Source organism: Paenibacillus sp. fava2 (assembly GCF_058313675.1).
Genome location: NZ_CM177755.1, coordinates 6,329,411 through 6,355,000, shown reverse-complemented (window position 1 = coordinate 6,355,000; position 25,590 = coordinate 6,329,411). Strand labels below are relative to the sequence as shown.

The 25,590-nt window shown below is 53.3% G+C and carries 25 protein-coding genes and 1 riboswitch (1 of these 26 running past the window's edge); of the genes, 8 read left to right on the top strand and 17 right to left on the bottom strand.

Features of this window, described 5'->3' with window-relative positions; genetic code table 11:
- On the bottom strand, positions 1-460 hold the 5' portion of the coding sequence (locus AC4G46_RS27905) for a TetR/AcrR family transcriptional regulator (RefSeq protein ID WP_491125564.1). 152 nt of this gene lie to the left of the window's left edge; only the first 460 of its 612 coding nucleotides appear in the window; the start codon lies at positions 458-460; the stop codon falls past the left edge of the window.
- Positions 461-537: 77 nt separating this feature from the next.
- Here AC4G46_RS27905 and AC4G46_RS27900 point away from each other — a divergent pair, with 77 nt between their 5' ends.
- Positions 538-1,167, top strand: a complete 630-nt coding sequence (locus tag AC4G46_RS27900; RefSeq protein WP_491125563.1) for a GNAT family N-acetyltransferase — start codon at positions 538-540, stop codon at positions 1,165-1,167.
- Between the two features lie 662 nt (positions 1,168-1,829).
- Here AC4G46_RS27900 and AC4G46_RS27895 read toward each other — a convergent pair.
- Positions 1,830-2,768: an aldo/keto reductase gene (locus AC4G46_RS27895; RefSeq protein WP_491125562.1), complete on the bottom strand. Its 939-nt coding sequence runs from the start codon at positions 2,766-2,768 to the stop codon at positions 1,830-1,832.
- 136 nt (positions 2,769-2,904) lie between these two features.
- Between AC4G46_RS27895 and AC4G46_RS27890 the strand changes: the two genes are divergently transcribed.
- From AC4G46_RS27890 to AC4G46_RS27880, 3 genes are all read left to right on the top strand, one after another.
- Positions 2,905-3,285, top strand: coding sequence for a MerR family transcriptional regulator (locus tag AC4G46_RS27890; protein WP_491125561.1), 381 nt, complete (start codon positions 2,905-2,907; stop codon positions 3,283-3,285).
- Positions 3,286-3,501: 216 nt separating this feature from the next.
- Positions 3,502-3,604: riboswitch (purine riboswitch) on the top strand.
- Positions 3,605-3,767: 163 nt separating this feature from the next.
- The gene (gene allB, locus AC4G46_RS27885) at positions 3,768-5,183 is read left to right on the top strand and encodes an allantoinase AllB (RefSeq protein WP_491125560.1); all 1,416 of its coding nucleotides are present in this window, start codon (positions 3,768-3,770) and stop codon (positions 5,181-5,183) included.
- 21 nt (positions 5,184-5,204) lie between these two features.
- Entirely contained in the window at positions 5,205-5,765 is a 561-nt protein-coding gene (locus AC4G46_RS27880; RefSeq protein ID WP_090718888.1) for a cysteine hydrolase family protein, read from the top strand.
- Between the two features lie 88 nt (positions 5,766-5,853).
- Here AC4G46_RS27880 and AC4G46_RS27875 read toward each other — a convergent pair whose 3' ends face one another.
- On the bottom strand, positions 5,854-6,735 hold the full coding sequence (locus AC4G46_RS27875; protein WP_491125559.1) for an AraC family transcriptional regulator: 882 nt from the start codon (positions 6,733-6,735) through the stop codon (positions 5,854-5,856).
- A gap of 163 nt (positions 6,736-6,898) precedes the next feature.
- Here AC4G46_RS27875 and AC4G46_RS27870 point away from each other — a divergent pair, with 163 nt between their 5' ends.
- The 4 genes from AC4G46_RS27870 (at position 6,899) to AC4G46_RS27855 (ending at position 12,163) form a co-directional block, all read left to right on the top strand.
- Complete coding sequence (locus AC4G46_RS27870; protein WP_491125558.1) at positions 6,899-8,296, top strand: MATE family efflux transporter; 1,398 nt, start codon at positions 6,899-6,901, stop codon at positions 8,294-8,296.
- A 223-nt stretch (positions 8,297-8,519) separates the two neighbouring features.
- A complete protein-coding gene (locus AC4G46_RS27865; RefSeq protein WP_491125557.1) occupies positions 8,520-9,542 on the top strand; it encodes an ABC transporter permease in 1,023 nt (340 codons plus the stop codon).
- Positions 9,543-9,557: 15 nt separating this feature from the next.
- Positions 9,558-10,451 carry a carbohydrate ABC transporter permease gene (locus AC4G46_RS27860; protein WP_491125556.1) on the top strand — a complete coding sequence of 298 codons (894 nt, stop codon included), beginning with the start codon at positions 9,558-9,560 and terminating at the stop codon, positions 10,449-10,451.
- A gap of 101 nt (positions 10,452-10,552) precedes the next feature.
- Positions 10,553-12,163 (top strand): extracellular solute-binding protein, encoded by a 1,611-nt coding sequence (locus tag AC4G46_RS27855; protein WP_491125555.1) that lies wholly within the window; start codon positions 10,553-10,555, stop codon positions 12,161-12,163.
- Between the two features lie 472 nt (positions 12,164-12,635).
- Here AC4G46_RS27855 and AC4G46_RS27850 read toward each other — a convergent pair whose 3' ends face one another.
- The 14 genes from AC4G46_RS27850 to AC4G46_RS27785 form a co-directional block, all read right to left on the bottom strand.
- A complete protein-coding gene (locus AC4G46_RS27850) occupies positions 12,636-13,280 on the bottom strand; it encodes a class I SAM-dependent methyltransferase (RefSeq protein ID WP_491125554.1) in 645 nt (214 codons plus the stop codon).
- Between the two features lie 75 nt (positions 13,281-13,355).
- Positions 13,356-15,587: an AraC family transcriptional regulator gene (locus AC4G46_RS27845; RefSeq protein ID WP_491125553.1), complete on the bottom strand. Its 2,232-nt coding sequence runs from the start codon at positions 15,585-15,587 to the stop codon at positions 13,356-13,358.
- Between the two features lie 226 nt (positions 15,588-15,813).
- The gene (locus tag AC4G46_RS27840) at positions 15,814-16,419 is read right to left on the bottom strand and encodes a DUF1989 domain-containing protein (protein WP_491125552.1); all 606 of its coding nucleotides are present in this window, start codon (positions 16,417-16,419) and stop codon (positions 15,814-15,816) included.
- Positions 16,420-16,440: 21 nt separating this feature from the next.
- Positions 16,441-17,124, bottom strand: coding sequence for a cyclase family protein (locus tag AC4G46_RS27835; protein ID WP_491125551.1), 684 nt, complete (start codon positions 17,122-17,124; stop codon positions 16,441-16,443).
- Between the two features lie 115 nt (positions 17,125-17,239).
- Complete coding sequence (ade, locus tag AC4G46_RS27830; RefSeq protein WP_491125550.1) at positions 17,240-19,054, bottom strand: adenine deaminase; 1,815 nt, start codon at positions 19,052-19,054, stop codon at positions 17,240-17,242.
- 3 nt (positions 19,055-19,057) lie between these two features.
- Positions 19,058-19,339: a EutN/CcmL family microcompartment protein gene (locus tag AC4G46_RS27825; RefSeq protein ID WP_491125549.1), complete on the bottom strand. Its 282-nt coding sequence runs from the start codon at positions 19,337-19,339 to the stop codon at positions 19,058-19,060.
- A 33-nt stretch (positions 19,340-19,372) separates the two neighbouring features.
- Positions 19,373-20,113, bottom strand: coding sequence for a hypothetical protein (locus tag AC4G46_RS27820; RefSeq protein WP_491125548.1), 741 nt, complete (start codon positions 20,111-20,113; stop codon positions 19,373-19,375).
- Positions 20,114-20,121: 8 nt separating this feature from the next.
- Positions 20,122-20,403: a BMC domain-containing protein gene (locus tag AC4G46_RS27815; protein WP_019908484.1), complete on the bottom strand. Its 282-nt coding sequence runs from the start codon at positions 20,401-20,403 to the stop codon at positions 20,122-20,124.
- A 59-nt stretch (positions 20,404-20,462) separates the two neighbouring features.
- Positions 20,463-20,984, bottom strand: coding sequence for a BMC domain-containing protein (locus tag AC4G46_RS27810; protein ID WP_491125547.1), 522 nt, complete (start codon positions 20,982-20,984; stop codon positions 20,463-20,465).
- 48 nt (positions 20,985-21,032) lie between these two features.
- The gene (locus AC4G46_RS27805) at positions 21,033-22,157 is read right to left on the bottom strand and encodes a hypothetical protein (RefSeq protein ID WP_491125546.1); all 1,125 of its coding nucleotides are present in this window, start codon (positions 22,155-22,157) and stop codon (positions 21,033-21,035) included.
- Positions 22,158-22,197: 40 nt separating this feature from the next.
- Positions 22,198-22,464 carry a BMC domain-containing protein gene (locus AC4G46_RS27800; protein WP_491125545.1) on the bottom strand — a complete coding sequence of 89 codons (267 nt, stop codon included), beginning with the start codon at positions 22,462-22,464 and terminating at the stop codon, positions 22,198-22,200.
- A gap of 507 nt (positions 22,465-22,971) precedes the next feature.
- Entirely contained in the window at positions 22,972-24,315 is a 1,344-nt protein-coding gene (locus AC4G46_RS27795) for a UbiD family decarboxylase (protein ID WP_491125544.1), read from the bottom strand.
- Positions 24,315-24,902 (bottom strand): UbiX family flavin prenyltransferase, encoded by a 588-nt coding sequence (locus tag AC4G46_RS27790; protein ID WP_491128996.1) that lies wholly within the window; start codon positions 24,900-24,902, stop codon positions 24,315-24,317. Before AC4G46_RS27790 ends, AC4G46_RS27795 begins: the two co-directional genes overlap by 1 nt.
- Before the next feature lie 211 nt (positions 24,903-25,113).
- Positions 25,114-25,479, bottom strand: coding sequence for a DUF2294 domain-containing protein (locus AC4G46_RS27785; protein ID WP_491125543.1), 366 nt, complete (start codon positions 25,477-25,479; stop codon positions 25,114-25,116).
- Between the last annotated feature and the right edge of the window lie 111 nt (positions 25,480-25,590).

Here is a 25,590-nt window from a genome sequence, read left to right as displayed (position 1 = left end):
CCCTATTTTTGTTGTCCATAAGCATTTCCTGCAAAATCTTCATTTTGAAAAACTGCTTAAATTTATCGGAGGTTAATAATTTGTCTTCCGGATTGGTAAGCATGTTAAACAGCGTTTTGTTTTGATAAATATAATCCGTAAGTTTATTTATAAAATGCATAATATCATGATGCTCCTTGATGGGAAAGGAATCATCATAAAACTGATTTAACTGATCAAACATCTCTGCTTCAATTTCATTATATAAATCGTAGATGTCCTGATAATGCAAATAAAAAGTACCTCTGCCGATATCAGCAAGCTCCGAGATTTCCGAAACGGTTATTTTAGAAATAACCTTAGTATTTAACAAGGTCAAAAATGCTTGTTTAATCGATGCTTTTGTTCGAATAGATCGTCTATCTCCCACAATTAACCCCGTTTCTGTACAATTAGCTTCCACCTGTTCATTAATAAACAAATCAAAAGAATTGACTATATTTTATTATGTGACTGCTTATTACAATAAGAAAAACAATAAAGGTAAAGGAGGTTCGTATGAAGTCATTTCGTTTGGCTAAAAAAGAGGAGTTGCGTGAAGTCGCTACCTTGTTTACTGAATCCTTTTTAGAGTATCCGTTGTTTTCGCTTATCTTACCAAAGGGCAGGGACTACAAGGATCACTTGTTTAGACTTAATTATACTAATACAAAATCGTATTATCAGCAAAATGCATGCTTTGTAGGAATCATGAATGGGAAAATTGTTTCTGCTGTTTTGTTGAAGAAAAGCGGGGCAAAGGGGCCTGGCTTTGTTCAGTATTTGTTTAATGGAGGGCTAACACTGGCGGGTCAGATTGGCATTAAGCGAATTTTTCATATACTGAAGACTCTGGATAAAATGAAGGAGGCTTGTAATCGTTACTGGAAGGAGAGCTGGTACATTGATTCCTTTGCCGTTGCGAAGGGCCATCAGGGAAAAAATCTGGGGAGTACATTGTTTAATGCGTTTCTGTTCCCTTTTATCAGTGAGCATGGGGGCGGCCGGATTACACTCGTTACCCACACCGAACTGAACAAAAAGTTTTATTGCAAGAACGGTTTTAAGGTTTTTAACGAATTTGGCATAGGACCAGGGGATAATTCATTAACCAATTATAGTTTCGAGCTGGTTGTAGAGCCAGGTTGAAGATCCATGAAGTACTTTGTTTTATCTGATCTGTTTATAGGTGTTCCAGCTTACAGTAAGATGTCCAATGGCAAAGACTACGGCAGCTGCAGCAAAGAGAAGAGAATTCATCCATAATGCCAGCAGACTGAAATACAGAACCGGGAATATGGCCAAAGGTAAATGAAGCGGGCCCAGCGGTTTATATAACATGCTGAATGCTCTGCCGGAACAGTAGTAGCGTACCCAGCACATATAATAAAAGATTAAGCAGATTAACATTAACCAGCTTAAAGAGGTTACGGGCTGAACAGCAATTCTGTGTCCAAACAGGATGGGCAAAGTAAAGCAGCTAATCTGACCGGCCCGTTCCAATATAGTAAAGATTACAGGCGGAGCAGTGACTGATGACGGGACATAACGCGGAGCAAAAAAGATAAACAGCAGATTCGGAAGCAAAATTAAAAGCGGCAGTATAAATCCTATATAATGTAGTCCCATTATCAGGCTCCGTTCTCCTATTGAATAATGAGTTAAAAATAGCGTATTGGACCGCAGGCTGTCAAAGCATTCTGTCACTGCCGTTAAAATGGAGCAAAGCAAAGAGTACTCCACCTGCCCCGGGGCTGGTAAGAGTACTCTTATTTTTATTTATAGGGGTGCTAAAGGGGCTTGTCCGCTGCTTAAGGCAGCTTGTTGCCGGCGGCACGGTAAATTTCGTACCATTCCTGACGGGTCAGGGTAATGTCTGAGGCCTTGGCAATGTCGAGCAGGCGCTGTGTATTGGTTGTTCCGACAATCGGCTGCATGCTGGCGGGATGTCTTAACAGCCAGGCGATGGCGATTGCGGTGTCAGCGACTCCTTTTTCAGCTGCCAAACGGTCGATTACTTCATTCAGCTCAGGGAATTTGTCATTCCCCAGGAATACGCCTTCAAAGAAGCCGTACTGGAATGGGGACCAAGGCTGAATTGTCATGTCGTGCAGACGGCTGTACTCCAGAATGCCGCCATCATGCACTACAGAAGCGGAGTTGGTCATATTCACATTGAAGCCGGCATCAATCATTCCGGACACCATGATGCTAAGCTGCAGCTGATTGAAGAGCAGGGGCTGCTTAACATTCTTTTTGAGCAGCTCGATTTGCAGCGGGTTCAGGTTGCTGACACCAAAGTGCTTGACCATGCCTTTTTGCTCCAGGTAATCAAAGGCTTCAGCGACCTCCTCAGGCTCCATCAGGGTATCCGGACGGTGCAGCAGCAGTACATCTACATAATCGGTCTTCAGCCGCTTCAGGCTGTTCTCAACCGACTGTACAATATGCTCCTTGGAAAAGTCGAAGAACCCGTGACGGATTCCGCATTTGGTCTGGATCATCAGCTGTTCACGCATACCGGGGCTGGCCGCCACGACATCTCCAAACACCTCTTCAGCTTTACCGCCGGCATAGATATCCGCATGGTCAAAAAAGTCGATTCCAGCTTCAATTGCACTGTGAATATGGACATCCGCTTCCTGCGGTGAAAGCTCGGTAATCCGCATGCACCCGAGCGAAATTTGTGCTACCTCAAGCTGGCTGCTGCCTGCTTTGATTTTTTTTACCACTGTACATTCACTCCTCATTTGTAAGGTTCCTCATTCAGTGTAGACCTTAGAGTTAAGTGTAAGTCAAACAGATTTTTGGAGCGCTTTTAATCGCAGAGAAATGGTGTTACCTTAGAGATGGGCCGTAGCCTTACGGCAGAAGGGAGCTGCAATCTTGGGATACAGCATAAAGACAATAGCACAAAAAAGCGGACTGAGCCAATATACACTGCGTTATTACGAAAGAGAGGGTGTACTGCCTGAAGTATCCCGGGACGAGCACGGAAACCGTTGTTTCCATGATGAGGATCTGGAGCTGATTTCGCTGATCTGCTGTCTGAAGGACACCGGGATGCCGATTGCCGATATTAAACAGTTCATCTCGCTCTCTAAGGAAGGGCATAGCTCACTACCCGAGCAGCGCAGACTGCTGCAGGAGCACAAAGTGCATATTGATGAGAAGATCAAATTTTTTCAGACCTTTGCGGAGAAGGTGGAGCATAAGATTGCTTATTTTGCTTCGCTGGAGGAGCAGGCAAAGGCAGAAAACAATTAATTCCAGAACGTGATGAATGTCGCTGATATGCTTGGAAATATACCGGGAAAAGCTTGATTTGTTAGGTAATATAACATATAAATTGGCTTTTTAATGACGAACGACTCAGATATCTTGACGATAATCCATCTGGTGATATGATTAGGGTAATTAAGAAAGGGAATTCAAGTTAATTACGTTACTAAACATAACATTTGCTTGAATAACCTTCCTGGATGTACTAACAGAATAAGCTCTTGTATAAGCTCATTAATCGGTTTGAGCGTTTCGACCAGGCGACCGTAAATTGCCCCAGGCTACAAGAGGTGCAGGAAAAAGGATTTACTGTTCTGTGTTAGGCAATTATGCCCGGCGCATGTATGGTGTCTGCCCTGTACCTTTTGTGACCTGGGGTTTATTTGTTGTGCGCAGATTTTAAAGAGCCGTGATGTTAGTACAGTCTAACGGATTACCCTATAAACTTGAAGAAGAGGTGCGTATTCATGAGTTATGATCTGATCATTAAAAATGCCAACATTCCGCAAGGCGACAGACAGGTGCTGACAGACATTCTGGTGAACAATGGTGTAATCGTGGGTTTTGCCAAGGATATTGAGGCGGATGCGGCCGAGGTCATAGATGCCGGGGGCAAGCTGGTGCTGCCGGGCGTTATTGATTCGCATACGCATTTTAATGATCCGGGGTTTACGCACCGTGAGGATTTCGTGACCGGAACGGCCAGTGCCGCAGCCGGCGGGGTTACGATGATTGTAGATATGCCTTGCTGCAGCGTTCCGTCAGTACGTTCAGCGGATAACCTGTTTAACAAGCTGAACGCGCTAGAAGGCAAAGGGATTGTCGATTACGCGATGTGGGGCGGTATTACGGGTGAAGACGTGCGCAACAACGTGCTGCCGGAGATTATCAGTGAGCAGGTAGCTAATGGGGTAGTTGCCTTTAAAGTATATATGACGCCATCGGTACCGAGCTATCCGCGTGTGACCGATCCGGAGATGCTGGAGGCTTTTGCCGCTGTATCGCCTACGGGGCTGCCGATCGGCATTCATGCCGAGAACTTTGCCATCTGCGATTATTTCACTAATAAGCTGAAGGGTGAAGGACGTCTGGACTACCCGGCCTGGGCAGAAGCGCGTATGGCGCTCGCGGAAAAAGCGGCGATCCAGCTCGGTATCAGCTTCGCTGAAGAGACGGGCGCCCGGCTGCATATTGTGCACATGAGCACAGGAGCAGGCAACGAGCTGATCCGTGAAGCCAAGCTCAAGGGAACTAAGGTGACTGCGGAATCCTGTCCGCATTACCTGACGCTGAATGCGGTAGACGCAATGACCGAGTTCGGTACGTTCGCGAAGATTGCACCGCCGCTGCGTACGGCAAAGGATAATGAAGTGCTGTGGCAGGGGCTGGCGGATGGAACGATCGATTTCATGGCTACTGACCATGCCCCGTATGAAATTGCCACTGAGAAGGATGCGCCGGGGATGGATGTCTGGACTTCTTTTCCGGGAATTCCGGGGGTAGAAACACTGGTGCCGATAATGATCAGCGAAGGCTATAACAAAGGCAGACTGAGCCTGTCCCGGCTGGTAGAGCTGCTGTGCACAAATCCGGCAGTCCACTACGGCCTGTATCCGAAAAAAGGTGCGCTAGAGATCGGTACGGACGCTGACTTCACCATTGTAGATCTGGAGAAAGAATGGACGCTGGATAAAGACCAGATGCACTGCAAGCCGAAATATACACCGTTCCACGGGATGAAGCTTAAAGGCAAGGTTGATAAAACCATCGTCCGCGGCACGCTTGTATACGACGAGGCACTGGGTGTTGTCGGCAAGCCGGGTCACGGGGAATATGTGAAACGCCAGATGATCAGCGAGCTTCCGCGCCTGCTGAAATACTAATCCGAAAGGAAAGTGATTAATATGGGAAAACATGCAATAGTGATCATAGATATGTTAAATGATTTTATTCATCCGGACGGAGCGCTGACTTGCCCGAATGGAGCGGGGATCGTACCTGCGCTGCAGGACCTGATAGCCTTCAGCCACGAAAATGAGATCCAGGTGATCTTCGTGCAGGAAGCGCACCGCAAAAACGATGCTGATTTCCGCGTCCGCCCGGTTCACGCCATCAAAGGCAGCTGGGGATCCGATTTCATCGCCGAGCTTACACCGGATGAGTCGAAGGGCGACTATGTGGTGCAAAAGAGACGCCATAGCGCGTTCAGCTACACGGATATGGATCTGTTCCTGCGGGAAGAGGGGATCGACACGGTAGCTGTCACCGGCGTATGGACCAATGTCTGTGTCCGCTCGACGGCGTCGGATGCGATGTATCACACGTACAAGGTAGTGTGCATCAGCGATTGCTGCGCCTCTAAGGATGAGGAGATGCATCAGTCGGGGCTGCGCGACATCGGGATCTTTGGCGAAGTGGTAACGCTGGAGCAGTATAAAGAGAAGTATGCGGTGGTAAAAGGCTAAACATAGAACAGTGGTGAAGCTGATCTGTTAAAAACAGCCCCTGTATCTCCCGGAGTGGATTCCGGAGATGCAGGGGCTGTATTGCGGTTCAAGAGAACCGCTGCCGGTACTGGCGCGGCGAAATGCCCTCTAGCTTCATGAAGCTGGAGCTGAAGTAAGGCGCCTGATTGAAGCCGACCTCCTCGGCGATCCGGGCAATGGGAAAGCTGGTCTGCATCAGCAGCAGCTTGCTCTGCTCGATCCGGTAGCGGAGCAGGTATTCCATCGGCGAGCAGCCATACTCCCGGTTCATGCAGCGGGCGATGTATACCGGATGGAAGTTGAGGCAGTCGCCCAGCATGCCGGTGGTGATCTCCTCGCGGTAGTGGGCGCGGAGGAAGGAGGCCGCCTGCTCCGCACAGGCGGTCGATTGAGACGCGGACCGCTCACGGTGCACGGAGGCGGAGAGCTGTTGCAGCACCTCCTGGAACAGCATCTGCTGCTTGAAGCGGACGGCATCCAGGTGGGCGTTAACCTTAAGGAGCTCAAGCTGGGCGAGCAGCTCCTCCATCCTGGCCGGCTGCAGCAGCGTCATATACTGCGACAGCCGGAGGCTAAAGGTACGGGCATTATACAAGCTGTAATGGGCCGACTCCTCCGTGGTATCCCGTTCACGGGGGGCTTCAGCATGACAGCTTACAGAGCACCACGGACCCGGGGTCTGAAAGTGGAGCCAGTAGTAGGAGCCGTCCTCACGGCAATCTGCGGTCCCGTAATGATGGCAGTCCGGACGGAGAATCAGTGCTTCTCCTGCCCGGACTTCATAGGTTCTGTCCTCTTCGCCAAGATAGAGGCAGCCCTCCCGGACGACCAGCAGGTCGAACACTTTGATGTTATGGCGGTTCACATGACGGAAGCCCTGCGAAAAATTTGTGAATCCGCTGATAATGTAATGCGGCAGCGGCGGGCTGGAGAATTGAAGCAGACTCATGGCATCCTCCTGCGGATCAGGTTTAGAAATTGAAAGTTTAGGTTGGGAATTTGGTACATTTCCCAGAGTATATCACCTATAATTTACTCCTAGCAAGGTAATCTGCAGGCAGGTTACAAGGATACTATCTAAGAGTGCAGCAGGATGAGGGGGAGTTCATTTAGTGAAACCCAACGTGAAATTGAAGACAGGGAATGTCGGGCTCTGGGTGCTGGCCTGGCCGATATTTATTGAGATTTTTCTGCAGACGCTGCTGGGAACCGTGGATACCATTATGGTCAGCCGCATTTCGGATGATGCGGTGGCGGTCGTCGGGATATCGAACCAGCTGTTCGGGGCGCTGACGACATTGTTCACCACCTTTGCCGGCGGGGCGGGCATTCTGATTGCCCAGCGGCTCGGATCAGGACGGCAGGAGGATGCGCGAGCCATAGCAATAATGGGGGTTACAGCAAGTACGGTGCTGGGACTTATCGTCAGCATCATTATGTTTCTGTTCGCCGATCCGATTGGCGGTGCGCTGAACATTTCTGGAGCACTGATCCCGCTTGCTCATGTTTATCTGACCTATGTCGGCGGCGGATTATTTCTGGTCGGACTGACCGCTTCCCTGGGCTCGGCTATCCGTAATACGGGTAATACCCGGGGGCCGATGTATACAGGGGTTGCAGTCAATGTGATCCACATTATTCTGAATTATATTTTTATCTTTGGCATGTTCGGACTGCCGCAGCTGGGACTTGGCGGAATCGCCATTTCCAATGTAATCAGCAGAGGGCTTGGCGCGATAGTCTTGCTGGTGATGTTCTGCGGCGCCTTTGAACGCAGAATCAGGCTGCGGGACTTCGCTACCTTCAAGCGGAAGCTGTTCGGGGAGATTGTGAAGATCAGCTGGCCGCTGGGGCTGAATTCTTCTGCCTGGGTAGTCTCGCAGCTGGCGATTTACTCCTTTCTGGCTATGCTGGGGGCAAAGGAGCTGGCGGCACGCACTTATCTGAACACGCTGGAATCCTTCTGCTTCACCCTGGGCTATGCGGTAGCCATGGCAGGCCAGATCCGGATTGCCACTCTGTTCGGCGCACGCCAGCTGTCCGAGGTCTACCGCAGCGCCTTTCGGACGCTTTATATCGGACTGGCGATTGTCAGTGCGAATGTGGTGCTGCTGTTCGCTTTTGGCAAAACGCTGCTTGGAATGTTTACGGTGGACGGGGAGATCATCTCCATCGGCGTGGCACTGCTGGCGCTGAACCTGCTGCTGCAGCCGTGCAAAATGCTTAATATGGCCATGGGCAACGCACTTAACGCCATCGGCGATACCCGCTATACGATGACAATCTCGCTGATCTGCATGACAGTAATCGGAATCGGCGGCTCTTACCTGCTCGGAATCAGCTGGGGCTGGGGGCTGGTCGGCATTTACTGCTGCATGATCGCCGATGAAGCGGCGAGAGGGCTCTTGGTGCTGCGGCGCTGGCGCGGGCGGAAGGTGCTGTATGCGGCAGAGTCGCAGGATGGAGGCCGGCAGGCTGTCCAGTGCAAGGCGGCAGAGGCTTCTTTTTAAATAAGTAAATCTAATATTTACCCCGGTGCTTTCTTCTGCGGAAGCGAGGCCGGGGCTTTTTGGCGTGCGTATATAGGCCATTATCCTGTGATCCTGCACAAAAGTTGTAAAAGTTCACCCGCGGAACCGCAACATAATGCAGGAATACCTTGAACGGCTACTGTCCGGGCGGACGGGGCTTTTCTATACTTGGGGCATATACAGGCATAGGAGAGTGAGGGCTTTGAGACAGAGCAAACGCAAGACCGGAACACCGCTGGCCATAGAGCTCCCTTTACAGGGAGGCACTCCGGCGGCTTCACCGCTGGGGGCTGGTACCATAAAGAAGAAAAAGAAGGGCTTTCTGCACGAGCTGATCCATAACCGGGTGTTATTCCTGATGCTGCTCCCGACATTGCTGTTTTTCCTAGTAAATTCGTATTTTCCGATGGTAGGCGTCTATTATGCGTTCACCCAGTTTGACTTCAATTCCGGGCTGTTCGATGCACCGTTCGTCGGGTTCAAGAACTTCGAGTTCTTATGGAAATCCGGCACGCTGGTGAAGCTCACCCTGAATACAATCGGCTACAATCTGGCTTTTATCCTGCTGGGCAACGTTCTGGCGATTGTCTGTGCAATCCTGCTCAGTGAGCTGCGCGTCAAATGGTTCAAAAAGCTGACCCAGTCAATCATGTTTCTGCCGTACTTTGTATCCTTCGTTATCCTGAGTGTTATCGTCTACAACGTATTCAATTATGATAGCGGTTTCCTAAATACGCTGCTGGCCAGGTTCGGAGCGGGTCCGGTCGATGTGTACAATAAGCCGCTGGTGTGGATTTTCCTGATCATTCTTTTTTACCTGTGGAAAAATCTCGGCTACAGCATGGTTATCTACCTCGCCGCCATTACCGGAATCAGCGATGAATACTACGAGGCAGCCAAAATCGACGGTGCGCATATTTTCCAGCGGATCTGGTATATCACGGTGCCGATGCTGAAGTCGACCTTCGTGGTGCTGCTGCTGTTCTCGCTCGGCAGTATTATGAAGGGGCAGTTTGACCTCTTTTACCAGCTGATCGGCAATAACGGGGTGCTCTACAATACAACGGATATTCTGGACACATATGTGTTCCGTTCACTCAAGGTGACGTTTGACATCGGGATGGCGACGGCGGCGGGGCTCTACCAATCCCTGTTCGGCTTCATTCTGATCATGACCGTAAACTACATTATCCGCAAAATAAACGATGACTACGCGCTGTTCTAGGAGGGGTGAAGACATATGCATATCAAAGACGATCATTATACAAGGCTTCTGCAAGGGCTGGCGTACGCGGTCATTATTATCTGCTCCCTGGCCTGCCTGATTCCGTTCCTGCTGATTATATCCGCCTCCCTGACGGCCAATGAGTCGATCATTAAGGATGGCTATCATCTGATACCGGCACAGTTTTCGGTCGAGGGCTACAAAACGGTATTCACCTTCCCGGACGAGGTGCTGCGGGCTTACGGGGTTACGCTGTTTACGACGGTGACGGGCACGCTGCTGGGGCTGTTTTTTATGACAATGGCCGGGTATGTGCTGGCCCGCAAGGATTTTAAATACCGTAATACGTTCTCCTTCTATATCTACTTCACGACGCTGTTCGGCGGCGGGCTGGTGCCCTGGTACATCATGATTACCAAGTACCTGCATCTGACGGATTCGTACGGGGCGCTGATTTTTCCGGGGCTGATGACCCCATTCCTGATTATTCTGATGAAAAACTTCATCCGTTCGGCGGTTCCCGAGGAGCTGTTCGAATCGGCCAAAATCGACGGGGCCGGCGATTTCCGGATCTACTGGCGCATTGTGATTCAGCTGTCGATGCCCGGTATCGCTACAGTTGGTTTGTTTCTCGCTCTGGCGTACTGGAACGACTGGTTCTCCTCCTCACTGTTCATCAATGATCCGCATAAATATCAGCTGCAGTTCCATCTGTACAATGTCATCAACTCTGCGGCGTTTATCGCCAACATGGGCGCGGGCACCGGGGTCAGCCTGGGCAGTGACCTGCCGACGGAATCCACCAAGATGGCCATGGCCATTGTGGTCACCGGACCGATTCTGTTCCTGTACCCGTTTATCCAGCGGTATTTCGTAAAAGGCTTGACGATCGGGGCGGTAAAAGGTTAGAACCGAATAGTGGAGCATGCTCTCACGGGTGTGCCTGTTGTCCGGCTGACATATAGGGAAGTTTGTAAATCAGGAGAACAAAACTTTTAGGAGGGTTCATGATGACAAAGAAAGCAGGCCGAAGATCTCTGGTTACGCTTACAACGGCGGCGCTGGCTTTATCGCTCCTTGCAGGCTGCGGAGGCAACAACAATGGCGGTAACAGTGCAAACGGGGCAAACAGCGGAGAGGGCGGCAATGCGGCTACTCCTGCGGCAACAGAAAGCACCAGTACAGCGGCCCCGGCAGAGACCGGAATCGATACGTCGAAGAAAGTGGAGCTTCAGTTCTATATGCTTGGTGACGCGCCAAAGGATCTGCCGATCATCCAGGACGAGATCAATAAAATGGCGCAGGAAGAGCTGAACGCCACCGTTAAATTCAACTACACCAGCTGGACGGACTGGGATCAGAAATATAAGCTGCTGCTGTCCTCCGGGCAGGCGATTGATCTGATTTTTACGGCGGACTGGACCCAATACCAATCGTATGCAAAACGCGGCGCCTTCCTGGCGATAGACGACCTGCTGCCTAAGGCTGCTCCTGAGCTGCAAAAGTTCGTTCCGGAATCGATGTGGGAGGATGTAAAGGTAGACGGCAAAATCTACACGGTACCTGCCACTTACAAGGAGTATGTAACTAACGGCTTTGTGTACCGCGAGGATCTGCGCAAGAAATATGATCTGCCGGTGCCAAAGGATCTGGCCAGCTATGAGGCTTACATGGACGGCATTGTCGCGAATGAGCCGGATCTGATGCCTATGTCCCTCAACAGCGATATCGGCAATAATCTCCACTACATTTATACCGAGCTTAACAAAATGGTTGGAGCGCTCCCTTACGGCATGGGCGTGAAGTATGAATCCCCGACTACGGTATATTCCTACTGGGGCTCGGATGAACAAAAAGAAGAGCTGAAAACAATGAAGCGCTGGGCGGACAAAGGCTTCATTCCTAAAAACGTGCTGAACATCAAGGATACGATGCAGGACCCGATTACATCCGGCAAAGCGGCCAGCATGTTCGGGGATAACCCGACCCGCTATAATGACATGAAGATGAAGATCAGCACGACCCATCCCGAGTGGGAGCTGGCGTATTCCCCGTTCGGTCTGACTACCGGTTATGCTACGCCTGTGCATCCGATTCATAACGGTTTTGCGATTCCGAAGAGCAGCAAGAATCCGGAACGCGCGCTGGCCTTCTATGAGAAGCTGGTGCTCGACAAGCGCTACAACCTGCTGACCCAGTACGGTATTGAGGGCAAGAACTACACCGTTGAAAACGGCTATTACAAGCTGGTCGGCACGAGCACCAGCAACGGCTTCTCCCGCGAAGGGATGAACGGCTGGGCCTGGCGGAATCCGGAGTATATGCTGTTTGACCAGGGCTTTGACGGGGTGAAGGCGATCTTCGATGAGTTGGACAAAATCCAGAAGCCGGACCTGTTCCTCGGCTTTGCTGAAGACTACTCCTCTTACCAGGCAGAAAAAGCGGCACTTGAGCAGGTTGAGAAGCAGTACCTCTTCCCGCTGCAGGCCGGACTTGTAGAGGACATCGACAAGGGGCTGGATACCTTCCTGCAGAAGGCCAAACAAGCCGGCCTGGAAAAGATCCAGGCGGAGTGGACGAAGCAGTGGAATGCGTACGTGGCGGAAAAAGGAATTAAATAACGGAGGATGCCCCGAAGGCCTATGGCTTTTGGGGCTTTTTTGTTGCCGGGTGCGTGCGGGATTATTGCTTAAGCGGTCGCTCCGGAGAGAGGCTTAAGCGGTCGCTCCGAAAATAGAATGTTGTTCCACCCGCTGTTGTGTCCAGATTTTCTGATTATACCTTGGCGGTAAAAATCCGGACACAAAGGCGGCCGCTGCCGCTGTTCCACAATCATTCTATTTTCTCCGCTGCTTTAAGCGTGGAATGACCAGCACAACCCGAACTAGCGCAGCCCGTCAGCCAACAGCCTCCGGGGCAGGAGGAGGGGGTAGCAGGAAAAGCCAGCCTCCGGTTACTTGGAGGCTGGATTAGGAAAAGTTGGTTTGGCTGTGGATGGGGAGCTTGGTTGGAGGTGGTATGAGATGCGTCAGAAATTGAGCAGAGGATAATGTTTGTAAGAGAAGGCGGGCAGCTCAAAGACAAACAGCTAATCTACGATTGCTTTTGAGGACTGGCCCAGATCAGGTGCACCATGCCCTGCCAGTGGCTCTCCACCTTGTTGATGGTGAGGCCCGACTCACGGACCAGGCTAAGAATGTCACGGGTATGGTGGCAGCCGTAGATCCGGTAGAGCAGGGGGTTAAGTGACCTGAGGGCCAGGGCTAGGGCCCGATTGGAGCTGATCCCGTGCTCCATGAGCAGGATTTGCCCGCCCGGTCTACACCAGCGGCTGAGTTGTTCCAGTACCGGTAACGGGCGGTCATAGCTGCAGAAGGATAATGTGGACACGATGGTATCATAAGAATTATCCGGGAAGCTTAGCTCTTCTATGTCTGAGCAGATAAAGGTGCTGTTAATCCGGTAGTGGGCTGCCGCCTGCCTGGCCTTCTCCAGCATCGCCCCGCTGAAGTCTGCAGCGGTAAGCTGTATGCCCGGAGGATAAAACGGGAAATTCGCGCCTGCTCCTACAGCCAGTTCAAGGACTTCGCCGCGGGCATGGCCTATGAGCTGCCGGCGCCAGCGCGTTTGCTGCGCATCTTCTCTCTGGTTGCCGTACCGGGCAGCCTGCTTGTCGAAGATCCGGATCAGCTTCTGCTTTTCCACCTGCCAGTCACCCCGTTCCAATGGTCTATCCATTTATTGTGCTGCAGGTAAACTTAAACGGCAATAACGTTCGTTACACTAAAAGGGGCGTGCGTCCAAGAGCTGCCTTTAGGCGTTCTTGGCACGCCGGTAATCACTCGGGGTCGTGCCGAAGCTGCGCTTGAACATCCTGTGCAGATAGGAGCTGCTGGTGAAGCCGCAGCGCTCTGCGATGACGGTTACCGGCAGGTCTGTATTTTCCAGCAGGCTGCATACCTCACGCATCCGTACTTCCAGGATTACATCAACTATGCTGTTCAGGGTCTGCTGCTTGTAGAGACGGCTGATATAGATCGGCGACATGTCCAGCTCATCAGCGATCTGGTTGAGGCTGAGATTCGGCTCCCGGTAGTTATCCTCAATTTTTTGATTAATCAGGCGGATCAGATCATGCTGCTTGGCATTCTTTTTCTCGGACAGCTGCTCCCGCATCTCACTGAACAAGGCAAAGAAGGCAGCCTCCAGCTCGTTTACGGTCTCTATGGAATCCAAGGCAGGCAGAGCAGGCGTACCGTCACCTTGTAAGCGATTACGTTTCTGTACAGTGCTGATGATTTCTTTTATCGTCACACTGAGTCTTGATACGGCAAGCTGCACGGTATGGTAGGGATAGCCCTGCGTTTCACGGATAATGGAGCTGAAATGCTCCATAGCTTCCTCTACTTTGCCGCACATCAGCGCATCGGCGAGGCGTTTTTCTTTATCCGTCGGATAATGGTACGTATGAGCCTGAAGCGCACTTATGGACTGCGCACTGATTATACACCCGTGTCCATAAAACAGGCGGTGATTTGAGGCGTCTCTCACCTGCTTATAGAGCTGGTGCAGCTGCTGGGCATTCCGGTCAATATGGCTGTAGGTGAGCGTGAGGCTGATTTTCAGATAATCGGAACAGGCCTGCTGAAGCTGGCGCAGGAGCGTCTCTATCAGCCCGGTATCGGTGTATTCGCTCGGATCAATGATGTTCAGAAGCACCAGGATGCCGTCATCGTTCATATCAACTGTTTCGACCCGGTAGGTCTGGCCGCAGATTTCCGAGGCAATGTTCATAATTGCAAATTTGTAAGCCAGCAGGTAAGAGGAGCGTTCATCCCTTAATTCCCTGTAATTATCTATCCGCAGCAGGATCAGCCGGTAATCGTCATTAAAAGTGAAATGGATGCCAAGCTGTCTCAGCTTCTCCATTTGCTGAATGGACTGCAGCGGCTTCAGGCCGAGAACGAGATCGCGCATTGTATTTTGCCTGATCGTGAACATGCTGTCCCTTTTCTCGGATTCCAGAATATTCATCTCCTTAACAATCCGGCTGATCGGCAGATACAGCGTTCTGGAGGTGATCCAGGATAAACCGACTCCCCCGATGAGGATCAGGGCGGCAATAAGCAGGGTGGCATTACGAATACTGTCCGTCTGCCTGGTGATGACGTCATACGGCGTGATCCGGACATACTGCCAGCTTAATGCGTCAGGTGCAGTGTAGGAGATGAGTGAATTAACACCCGCAAAGGTTCCGATAAAATAGCCCTCAGCGTCTCCCTTGATCTGCTGCTTCACCCACAATGCTTCTTCAGGACCGAGCTCCTGCTGCTCCAGGCTGTTTCCGGACAGAAAGGATCCGTTATCAGACAGAATAAAGGTAGCGCTTTCAGAATTTGCCGGAGTATTGATCTCCTTGTTGATCCAGGGTGCAGAGATGTTAACAATAACCGCTGAATTAATGGAACGGTCCCAGCCGATGGCGTCATAGCACAGAAAAGTATAGGCACGGACCTGGTCATTCTCCTTGGCGCCGTTTGAATAGACGCGGGGAATCGGGGTGAATGGCTTATATTCCTCATAATGGTTCAAAATATCGAGAATGCCCTTATCCACCAGCTCACGCTCGGTAAACACACCGTTCTGGCCGTGGGAGGAGGCAAGGTATAGCTTGGCGCTTTTCGGATTGTAGACATAGATGGACTCAATGTAAGGCATAGAGCTTAAGTAATTCCCGAGCTCGGACATGGCGGCGGTGACGTCGTAGATGTCGGGCTTGTCGTATAGAACGATTTTGGAGATGGTGCTGTTGCGGTAAATTTGAAAAGAAAGGGACTGTGCAGCCTCGTTCATGTTCACCACCTCTTTGCTGGTCTGGGTGAGATTACTGAGGTCAGAGCGGAAGGCCTGGGTTTTCTCGACGCCGATGTAGTAGTTGTAATAAATGATGGTGGAGGCAAGGAAGGTTAAGGATACGCAAAGCGTCATGCTGACCAATATCCGGCTGTACAGCGCTCTCCGGCTGCTGAGCTTGTTCAGTCTCATTGTCATCCCCCTGAATTCAATCTGTGTACCGGCAGCGAGGCTGCATCTGTATTGTTCACAGTACTAAGTATAAGCTTCACAGGGTGAACAGAACAGTGCAGCAAGCTGACAACCGTGCACAAACCGGAATTCCGGGGGTGTGAACAAAAGTGATATTCCTGTACAAAAGCGATTATACAAGCTGAACTTAAGTATGAAGCCTGGAGGAATCTTAAGCTGACTCTGTTTAACCGGTAATCTGCATCAAAAGCGGCGTGACCTTGAACCCGTTGACCGGAGCCAGGTCTTGCGAGCAGGAGGAGAGGGCGACGATCACATCTGTCAGAGCGAGTAGGGCGACATAATCACCGGGCCTCGAGAGCGGCTCTTCAATGACATAGTCGAGATTGTCGTCGAGCTTATTGTTCATGAACCAGTTGATCGGATCGGGCAGCTCGCGGTTCCCCAGGCCATATTTCTGCAATGCCTGCTGCAGGTTATCATGGCAGTTCGGATGCTCCTCCAGCCCGAAATCCACTTTATAACGGTAATAATCACACGCCGGGAAAAAGAAATCATGCCGCCCCACCGTATCCTGGGTCAGCTGCATCAGCGGCTGCCGGCGGTTACTGTACAGGCCGTCGCCGATCTTCAGGCGGATGCTGCTGAGCGAAGCCCGCATATGAACAGGGGAGACATGCTCATCCGGATCAGCGGCATTAAAGCAGACAAAATCACCGACCTGCTTGCCCTCCGCGTCGATAATATAGAGCGTCTGGCCTTTGCGGACGAGTGCGCTTCTGCCCTCGTAGGCCGGGACAGGGATTTCTTCGATTAATGTTCTGTTGCTCATCTGCTTCACCTGCTTCATCATTTATTCAATGAATACTGCTACAGCCCTTATGGGGGAGCCGGTGCCTTTGCGGATTTTGAGCGGGAGCCCGAAGTAGAGGAAGCGCTTCTGCGCGATTAGGTCGAGGTTGCACAGGTTCTCGGTGTTGGTCAGCTTGTATTTACGGCAGATCAGATGTCCGGCAAAGGTAGTGTCCAGCGGATTATCGATCGAAGGGGCATCAATGCCGATGTTGACAACGCCCTGCTGTGCCAGCCACTCAGCCGCAGTATAATCCAGCCCGGCGTGGCGGGTGAGCCATTCGTCCGTACCATACGCGCGGTTATAGTGGCCGGTGTAGAGCAGTACGATATCCCCTTTGTCGAGGTGGAGATAACCTTTGCTTAGCGCCTGCTCCAGATCGCTCCGGGTAATATAGGCATCCGGTGAAATATGCGAGAGATCGAGGCAGACAGCCGGGCCGTAAAAATACTCCAGCGGCATTTCGTCAATCGTTGCCCCCTGCGGGTCATATTCATAGACGGCGTCGCTATGGGTCGGTCCATGCTCGTTGATAATCAGGTTATTCGTAGCAAAAGCAAAGCCGAGCTTCTGGATGCTCTCCTCATGGCTCATATTCGGAAAGATCATGGTCTTCTGATGCGGCGGAAACACCGGCATCCCCTGATAGATTTCCTGGGACAGATCAATTACCTGGATTCCCATGGAAGATGCCTCCTTTTGTTTGTTATGGCAAAAGCAATGAGCCTGACCGGCCGGTGCCGGCGGGTAAAACGCTGCTTGAGCAGAGATGGGAAACAGCGGAAAGCACAGGTACCGGTCAGGCCAGCGGCGGCAGAACAGTAAAGGCATCCGCATCGATCAGGCCGATGTCAGTGATCTTCCATGCCGGGCTGGTGACGAGTGAGAGGAAGGAGAGGTGCATGAACGGGACATGCAGCGTACAGCCCAGCTCCTCGCGGGCCAGCCGGTGCAGCTCGGTGATTCGCGCGCTCATCTCTTTGCCGGTCAGCTCATCGGTCATCAGGCCGCCGATCCGCAGCGGCAGGTCACCGACCACCTTGCCGCCCTCAATCATCGCAATTCCACCGTCCATGGCAATAACCCGGTTGACGGCTGTCACCATATCGGCGTAATTGGTGCCGGTGACAATGATGTTGTGGGTGTCATGGGCCACGCTTTCGGCGATGGCCCCGGCCTTCAGCTTCATACCGCGGACAAAGGTTTTGCCGATTTTGCCGCTGCGGCCGTGCCTTTCAACGACAAGCAGGGGCAGGAGGTCATTTTCGACCGACGGCTGGACGACACCGTCTGTGACTTGGGCGGTGTAAATGCCGGCTCCGGTCAGATTCTGGTCCGGAATCACCTCAATAGCGCGGACCTGTACGCTGCCGTGCGCACCGCCGGAGGAGAGCTGCAGGTCCGTAAGCTTGACCGGCTTCCGCTTGACCGATTTTTTGACGGATTCAGGGTAGATATAGGACGGAATGTCACGGGTCAGCTCACCGTTCTCGGCCAGCTTGACTCCGCTGATATAGACCTGGGCAATGGTCATCTGCGCCAGGTCGCTGATGACGGCGATATCGGCTTTTTTGCCGGGAGCAAGCAGTCCGATATCCTGAAAGCCGAAATGAGTGGCCGGATTAATCGTTACCATCTGGATGGCTTCAACCGGATCAATGCCTACGGCGATCGTCCGGCGGACAATGTCGTTCATATGCCCGTACTTTAGCAGGTCCTCAGGGACCATATCGTCGGAGACGAGGATTGCACGCCGGGAGTCCATTCCTTCCTCGGTTATGGCGCGGATGCATTCGGCCATGTTGCGCTGCGAGGAGCCTTCGCGCATGAACACGCTGACCCCGTAGCGCAGCTTCTCCATCATTTCTTCTTTGGTGGTTGTCTCGTGGCAGGAGACATGGCCGCCGCCGCAGATGATGTGGGCCGCCAGCTCGGGACCTGACAGGCCGGGGGCGTTGCCCTCAATGGTTTTGCCGATAGACTTGGCGTAAGAGACAGAAGCCAGCAGATCATCTATCAGATAAGGTGCATTGTTATACACCGGATGGACATTGCTGAAGCCCTGCAGCTCACCGATGCCCTGCACGTAATCGTCATTCAGCAGGTCCTGCATATCCTTGGAGGTAATATCTGCGCCTGCTGTTTCCAGACCCGGCACATCGGGAGTGAGGCAGGGGACGGTGAACAGAACACGGTTAGGCAGCGTACGCGCCTCATCAATCATCGCCTTCATGCCGGGCACACCCAGGACGTTGCCGATCTCATGCGGGTCAGCCACCAGGGTGGTTGTCCCTGTAGGAATGGACAGCTTCGAGAATTCCGTAACCGTCAGCATTGCGCTCTCAAAGTGCATGTGGGAATCGATGAAGCCAGGGCTGATATACTTGCCGCTCACATCCTCGACGACAGTTGCCGGGCCGATCAGCTTATCGGCTGTGCCGACTAGCAGGATCCGGTCGCCTTTGATGGCAACATCGCCGGGATAGATTTCACGGGTAATCACGTTAATAATATAGCCGCCCTTCAGCACCAGGTCGGCATAAGCGCTGCCGGAGAGCAGCACATCAATCATCCGCCGGCGCTGGACAGCATCTTTTATTTCAGTTGTTAGCATCGGCTACACACCTCCTGGCTTGGCGCAATCTATACTGTCTACGATTCCGACAATCGCGGCATCAACCGGGGCATTCGGATGCTGTGCTGCTCTTGAGGCCACGCTGCCTACCGCATAAATGATCGTTTCGCCGATCCCCGCGCCCACTGTATCAACTGCAATAACCGGCTGACCAGAAGTTGTCCGGTCGGGTAGCACTGGCTGAACGATCAGCAGCTTGGCGCCGATGAGATTGTCATCTTTTCTCGTTGCAACGACATGCCCCGTAATGATTCCCAGCTTCATGTGATTGTCACCTCGTATGCTTGATGGTTGAATCTAAAGGATAATCTCAATGCCATATTGCCTGGCGAGATCAGCGGCCAGCGGAGTGATTACTGCCGGGGCTGCGGCATGGATGGACGTCCGGCCGAGCTTTACTGCGTTATGAATGTCCTCAGCGGTCAGTACCTGCTTGTGCAGCCGTGACTGTGCAGAGGTTATCCAATGGTCCACCTGATCCGGTTCAAGCAGTGTGATACCGAAGCCTTCAATAGCTTCCAGCTTGTGCTTCATTGCCTCCTTTAGCCCGGGAGGGGCATGCAGCAGGCCTTGTTCCCCCCAGCGGTAATGGCCCGGTTCGGCCCCCAGGGTCAGTGCCCCGGCAGGCCTGCCGGCACAGATAAAGCGGATCAACAGCTCCACGTAAGGATCACCGGCATCCAGCACGGATAAGCGGGATAGCAGGGGCAGTGAGAGAACCGGTATGAACAGAAGATCAGCAGCGTCCGGTGCAAGTGAGTGGAGCGCTGCGGAGGTGGTGATATCGTCGATCCCTGTTTTTGCCGCCAGCTGCTGAGCTGTGTACTTCTTGAGGAGCTGCTCATCTGCGGCAAGCTTCAGCCTCAATCCGGAACGGTTCAGCTGGCGGATGGCGGTATAGCCTTCCTCCATGCCGATGAAGTGGCCGGCCAGCAGAACGAGAACCCGGGGGAAGTTCTTATTCAGCTCCTCTTCTCTGGACCGGTAGGCCAGGCTGAGCAGGGTATTGGCCGCAACCGTACTATGCCGGCTGTCCACGGCCTTGATTATTCAATGCCCTTGGACAGAAGGGCACGTTCAACTTCACTGTGCGGACGCGGAATAACATGCACCGACACCAGCTCTCCGACACGTTTGGCTGCGGCTGCTCCTGCATCAGTGGCTGCCTTTACTGCACCGACATCTCCCCGGACCATGACGGTTACGAGACCGAAGCCAATTTTTTCGTAGCCGCAAATCTCTACGTTAGCTGCCTTTACCATTGCATCCGCAGCCTCAATTGCGCCTACCAGACCTTTTGTTTCGATCAAGCCGAGTGATTCTCCCATGTGAATAACCTCCGTTAATTTAGATTTAGGGTTAATGCGTTCTGAATCTGCTGAATTGGTTAGTCCGGTGAGTCCGGTGAGTCTGAAGATATATCTGCATCCTGTGAGTCTGGTGCTGTATCTGTTCCGGCTGCCTGGTCCGGTTTATCGGAGCCTGCAGCGGACGGCTGCGGAAGTGTAGCAGTGGCCGGGGCAGCAGTGGCCGGAGCAGCGGCTGCAGAAGTATCCATAACAGTTGCAGTGGAAGTGGAGACGGAAGTGCCATCAGCAGCCGGGATAGCGGTACCCTCCGGCAGCAGATAGTTGCCCAGTATTTTGCCGGTCACATCACTGTGCGCCTTGGCAATGACATGGGCGGATACGACGGTTCCTATCCGCTGTGCCTCCAATTTGCCGGCTTCAACGGATGAGGTTACGGCAGCAACATCGCCGCTGAAATGCAGGGTAACGCCCAGCGAGCCGCCGACTCCGATGACCCTCTCAACAGCTACGAGCTGCACATTTGCTGCCTTGAGTGCGGCATCTGCCGCCGAGACGGCGGTGGTGAACCCCAGCGTCTCGATTAAACCAAGTGCTTGCATACAGGGTGCCTCCTTGTTCTTTGATCTGCTGTGCGGCACCGGCTAAGCTCACCGGTGCGGAGCGGACAAGCCGGCAAGCCCCGGTGCAGCAGCAGCCATCTGTCCGGCGGTACCGGTGAGAATGCAGTAGCCGCGCTCCATGCTCAGGCGCAGGCCTGAGCCGGGGTTACGCTGCAGCCACTGCTCGGCGATGCCGATGCTGTTCCAGCGGGACGAACCGGCCACTACGGCAACGGCTTCCTGCGGTCCGCCGCTGAAGTAGCGGCGAAGCAGCCGGCCGGGCTCGCGGCTGATCCAGACCCGGATGGCTGAGCCTGAGCCATCTTGCATCCGGGTGCTGAGCTGCTTAAGCTTATCAGCGATCACAAGGTGGTCCGCGCCGAACAGCTTGAGCTCAAAGCCGCCGCCGTCTGTGCTCCAGCTGATATCGGCCTCCAGGCCAGAGTCCTGCGGGAGCAGCTCTTCGGCGGCAAACAGCTGGCCGGGGTGGCAGTTCGGTGCGCTGATGACCCCGGCTGCACTGTAATTCCGGCCCGGGCTGCCAAGCAGGGGGCGGAGTTCATCGCGGATGCGGGGGAACAGCCAGACCTCCATATCTGCGGCAGGGAGTCGGAGCGGCTCCAGCGGGTCCTGCGCTTCCGGCGGAAGGGAGGAGCGTGAAGGCGGGCTGCCTTGTGAGCTGTTATCCTGCTGCTCCGGCCAGGATAAGGTTCGCTGGAGCAGCGGAGACAGGTAGCGCTCCGCGAATTGTTGTCCCGGTTCGGGCGATTCACTAACCGATGTATGCACCGGAGGGGCGGGCTTTCCTGCTTGAGCTGCTGCAGCGGGGATAGACCCTGAGGCCGGCAGTGCCCTCTCAGCTCCAGCGGCTTTAGCCATGGTGGCGCCGCCAGAAGTCTGCTGCTGCACACTCCCGATAGCGGCAGCTGCTTCGGCACCCATTGAGGCCAGCCGCTTGGCCGCCTGCTCCTTCTGGTAATTGGTCCGTTTAAGCGGGAGCGTCAGCCCCGGCTTGGGGCAATTCCCGGGAGTAGAGCAGGTATGCCGGCAGTTTTCTTTGCTGGCGGCCGTGCAGGCTACAGCAGAAGCAGTAGCCGGGCCTAACGGAACCGGATTCGCAACTCGGTTCCGCTGCAGCACCTCGGACACAACATCTTTCATAAAGCTTGACAAAGGTAATCACCTCCCTGATGACTTGAATGCCGCTTAGAAGTTAAAGGAGCATTCTGGCGAGATCGGCATGCGGGCGCGGGATAACATTGGATGATACGAGCTGCCCGCCAGTCTTCGGATAAGCGGCAAGGCCGGCATCAACAGCAGCAGTTACCGCTGCGACATCACCTTCGACGATAACGGTAATCAGGCCGGAGCCGACCCGCTTGAACCCGGCCATCCGCACATTGGTGGCTTTGCACATGGCATCCAGCGCTTCCAGCGCCGGGGTCAGACCGCGTGTTTCGATTAAACCGATTGCTTGCATGATCCACCTCCTATACGTATTGGAGCGTAACTAACCTGATCTGTGAGCCTGTTAATCAGACTTTTGGATGAGAAGGGGACGGCGGATTTGAGCAGATAATCTAAGATTCTCCTGGAATGGGAAGATCGCAGATTTTAGCTGGATTCCGCCACTTCATTCTGCAAAATCCCGCTGTTTCTAATCACTAGTTGGAAAATCAACACTTATTTTAGAACGTAACCTCCATCGTGGACAAAATCGGCAGAAATAAGTGACGTTTATCCAATTAGAATCCTTTTTTCGGGCAGTTAGCCAAAAATAGATAACAATTTTCCACTTAGCTTAATCGGCCGCACAAGGTAGAACCAGCGCTATAAAGCAGCTACTCAAAAGCTACTCAAACTCTGTATAATTGCATTCCATACAACCAAAAAGGCTGTTTTTTCGCCCTGCATAGCCTGGTCGCTGCACATCCCCGCTCTGTATAGTCTCATCCCAGCCCATAACCAGTCGCTGCACATCCCGCTGCTACAAATAATCCGCCAGCCGGATCTCATCCTGGCCCGGGATGTGTGTTCTCCGGTAGTGCTCCTTATGGGCGAGCGGGCAGGTGGCGTCGATGCCCATTTTGGCCGATACGCCGCGCAGATTGTGTGAGGGCTCCAGCGGCGAGCCTTTGGCTCCCGGCACGATGAACAGGTCGAGATCGGCCTGCACCCGGGTAGCGATGGCCCACTCCACATCAAGCGGGTCCAGCAGATTGACATCCTCATCGACCACCACAACATGCTTGAGATCCTTATCCCCGGCAAAAGCGGCCAGCAGCGCTGTCATGCCGTCGCCCTCCTGAACCTTGCGGATCTGGATGACGGCATGATAGCGCCCGACACCTCCCATTGTGATGTGGACGGCCTGCACTCCCGGGACGACCTGGCGGACGGAGCCGAGCAGGGCGACCTCGCGGGCGATGGCCATCGGTAGCTTCTCCTCATAGCTGGCCGGCAGGATCGTCTGCCAGATAGGCTGGCTGCGGTGGGTGACGGCCGAGATTTCGACCACCGGCTGCTCGGTCCGCGGGCCGTAGTAGCCGCCCAGCTCGCCGAACGGACCCTCCGGCTGACGTACCCCGGGCAATATCCGGCCCTCGAACACAACCTCGGCCTCCGCCAGCACCTCCAGATCGACCGTCCGGCACCGGACGACTTCAAGCGGCTGCCCGAGCAGGGTAGAGGCCACCTCCAGCTTGTCGGTGTGGAACAGATGGGTGCTGATCTGCGAAGCCAGCACCACTGCCGGGACCACCCCGAACATAAAGGCACACTCCAGCGGCTCGCCGCGCGCTTCGAAATCCCTATACTGCTGGAACAGCTCCGGCGATGAGATCAGGATGCCGGTCCGGTTCCCGTCCAGCAGCTGCATCCGCCGGATAGAGGTGTACCGCTTGCGGCCGTCCTCACCCTTGACCACCATGACGCCGGAGACATAATAAGCGCCGCTGTCCTCCGCATGATACGTACAGACCGGGAACAGCTCCTTCAGGCTGATGCGGCTGGTGATCACCTGCTCCTGCACCGGAGCCTGCTGCACCAGCCGGGTTGGCGTAGGCTGAACGATCGCAGCTATCAGCCTGGACAGCAGCTCCTCCGGGGCCATATCCATGCTGTCAGCAAGCAGCTCCTTGGAGCCGCCAAGGCCGGCAGCCATCGGTCCGCTGTAGCCTTTAACCTTCTCGAACAGCAGTGCCTGTTTACCGCAGACGGCCTTCACCACAGCGCCAAGCTCGAAGCGCGGGTCAACCTCGCGGCGGATCCGCAGCAGCTCTCCGCCAGGCTCCCAGCGGTGAAGCAGTTGCCTGATATTGACGGCTGCCATTAGCTCTCCCCCCATCTTTTCATCAGCTGATGCTCAATGCCGAATGCATCCAGCACCCTGGCATTCATAAAATTGACCAGCTCCCAGATTTCGGTCGGGTGATTATAGAAGCCGGGAGAGGCGGGCACAATGTCTGCACCCGCCCGGGCCAGCCGCAGCATATTCTCCAGATGGATCAGATGCAGCGGTGTCTCGCGCGGGACGATGACCAGACGGCGCCGTTCCTTCAATACGACGCTGGCAGCCCGGTTCAGCAGGGTGTCACCCATGCCGTTCGCGATCGCGCCAAGCGTATTCATCGAGCAGGGGATAATGACCATGCCGTCAGTTTTGAATGACCCGCTGGCTACGGGAGCGAACAGGTCTGTGTTGGATAACACCGTTCCATATTGCTCCAGCTCCTGCAGCTTGATGCCGCATTCGTACCCGAGCACATTCTCTCCGGCACCGGTGGCGATGATATAGGTTTCCACACCAAGCTGGTGCAGACTGCGGATCAGGGAGTAACCGTAGATGGAGCCGCTGGCCCCTGTGATAGCTACTACAATTCTCATAAGCGGAATCTCCTTTGACCAAGGACTGGATATGGGGGCTTGCTTGTGTAAATAACAAAAAGAAGCCGCTGAAATAGAGAGGGGTCTCTAATCAACGGCTTCCTGCAATCTGTGAACAGATATAGGGCTAACCTTAGTTAACATGCGGCGCATCAGGATAAATCGAAATGCAGCCTGACATTCTGTTATTTAATTTACTTTCAAAAGATAACGGCAGCCGTAAATCCGCAAGATAAATCCTGCATCATTGTTCAGCCCCGGTATCACAGATAACAACGGTGCAGGCCCAGGCTGTCTGGGGATCGTAATCCCTGAGTACGCCGGCAACCGGCAGCTCCAGCTCTTCGGCCAGCTTCTTCTGGATGCGCCGCTTGAATTCCTGATGCAGCGCAGCATCCACAGACTGTTTAAGTTCCGGATAATGCTCCTCCAGAGCGCGAAGGGCGGCAACCCGTTGATGCTTCACCAGAAACATGATCATCGTATCGTTGGCAGCCTCCAGACGGAGCTGATTTACCCCGACGCCGTACAGCTCCTTATGGACCTCATTATAACAGCGGGACAGCTTCTTCTTGTATTCGTTGGAGGAGAGCAGCAGCGGGATATTCAAGAAGATCACTTCCCTGTAATGATATCTAACGCGAAATCACGCTATTTAATAGACAAGCTTCACTTTTTCAATAAGTTAAACTCCATTATAGAGAAAACTCCTCCAAAGTAA

Excerpts from the sequence above, each read along its gene's own strand:
- AC4G46_RS27900 (WP_491125563.1), top strand. The coding sequence starts at position 538 with ATGAAGTCATTTCGTTTGGCTAAAAAAGAGGAGTTGCGTGAAGTCGCT.
- AC4G46_RS27895 (WP_491125562.1), bottom strand. The coding sequence starts at position 2,768 with ATGAGGAGTGAATGTACAGTGGTAAAAAAAATCAAAGCAGGCAGCAGC.
- allB (WP_491125560.1), top strand. The coding sequence starts at position 3,768 with ATGAGTTATGATCTGATCATTAAAAATGCCAACATTCCGCAAGGCGAC.
- AC4G46_RS27880 (WP_090718888.1), top strand. The coding sequence starts at position 5,205 with ATGGGAAAACATGCAATAGTGATCATAGATATGTTAAATGATTTTATT.
- AC4G46_RS27875 (WP_491125559.1), bottom strand. The coding sequence starts at position 6,735 with ATGAGTCTGCTTCAATTCTCCAGCCCGCCGCTGCCGCATTACATTATC.
- AC4G46_RS27860 (WP_491125556.1), top strand. The coding sequence starts at position 9,558 with ATGCATATCAAAGACGATCATTATACAAGGCTTCTGCAAGGGCTGGCG.
- AC4G46_RS27855 (WP_491125555.1), top strand. The coding sequence starts at position 10,553 with ATGACAAAGAAAGCAGGCCGAAGATCTCTGGTTACGCTTACAACGGCG.
- AC4G46_RS27850 (WP_491125554.1), bottom strand. The coding sequence starts at position 13,280 with ATGGATAGACCATTGGAACGGGGTGACTGGCAGGTGGAAAAGCAGAAG.
- AC4G46_RS27845 (WP_491125553.1), bottom strand. The coding sequence starts at position 15,587 with ATGAGACTGAACAAGCTCAGCAGCCGGAGAGCGCTGTACAGCCGGATA.
- AC4G46_RS27840 (WP_491125552.1), bottom strand. The coding sequence starts at position 16,419 with ATGAGCAACAGAACATTAATCGAAGAAATCCCTGTCCCGGCCTACGAG.
- AC4G46_RS27835 (WP_491125551.1), bottom strand. The coding sequence starts at position 17,124 with ATGGGAATCCAGGTAATTGATCTGTCCCAGGAAATCTATCAGGGGATG.
- ade (WP_491125550.1), bottom strand. The coding sequence starts at position 19,054 with ATGCTAACAACTGAAATAAAAGATGCTGTCCAGCGCCGGCGGATGATT.
- AC4G46_RS27825 (WP_491125549.1), bottom strand. The coding sequence starts at position 19,339 with ATGAAGCTGGGAATCATTACGGGGCATGTCGTTGCAACGAGAAAAGAT.
- AC4G46_RS27815 (WP_019908484.1), bottom strand. The coding sequence starts at position 20,403 with ATGGGAGAATCACTCGGCTTGATCGAAACAAAAGGTCTGGTAGGCGCA.
- AC4G46_RS27810 (WP_491125547.1), bottom strand. The coding sequence starts at position 20,984 with ATGCAAGCACTTGGTTTAATCGAGACGCTGGGGTTCACCACCGCCGTC.
- AC4G46_RS27800 (WP_491125545.1), bottom strand. The coding sequence starts at position 22,464 with ATGCAAGCAATCGGTTTAATCGAAACACGCGGTCTGACCCCGGCGCTG.
- AC4G46_RS27795 (WP_491125544.1), bottom strand. The coding sequence starts at position 24,315 with ATGGCAGCCGTCAATATCAGGCAACTGCTTCACCGCTGGGAGCCTGGC.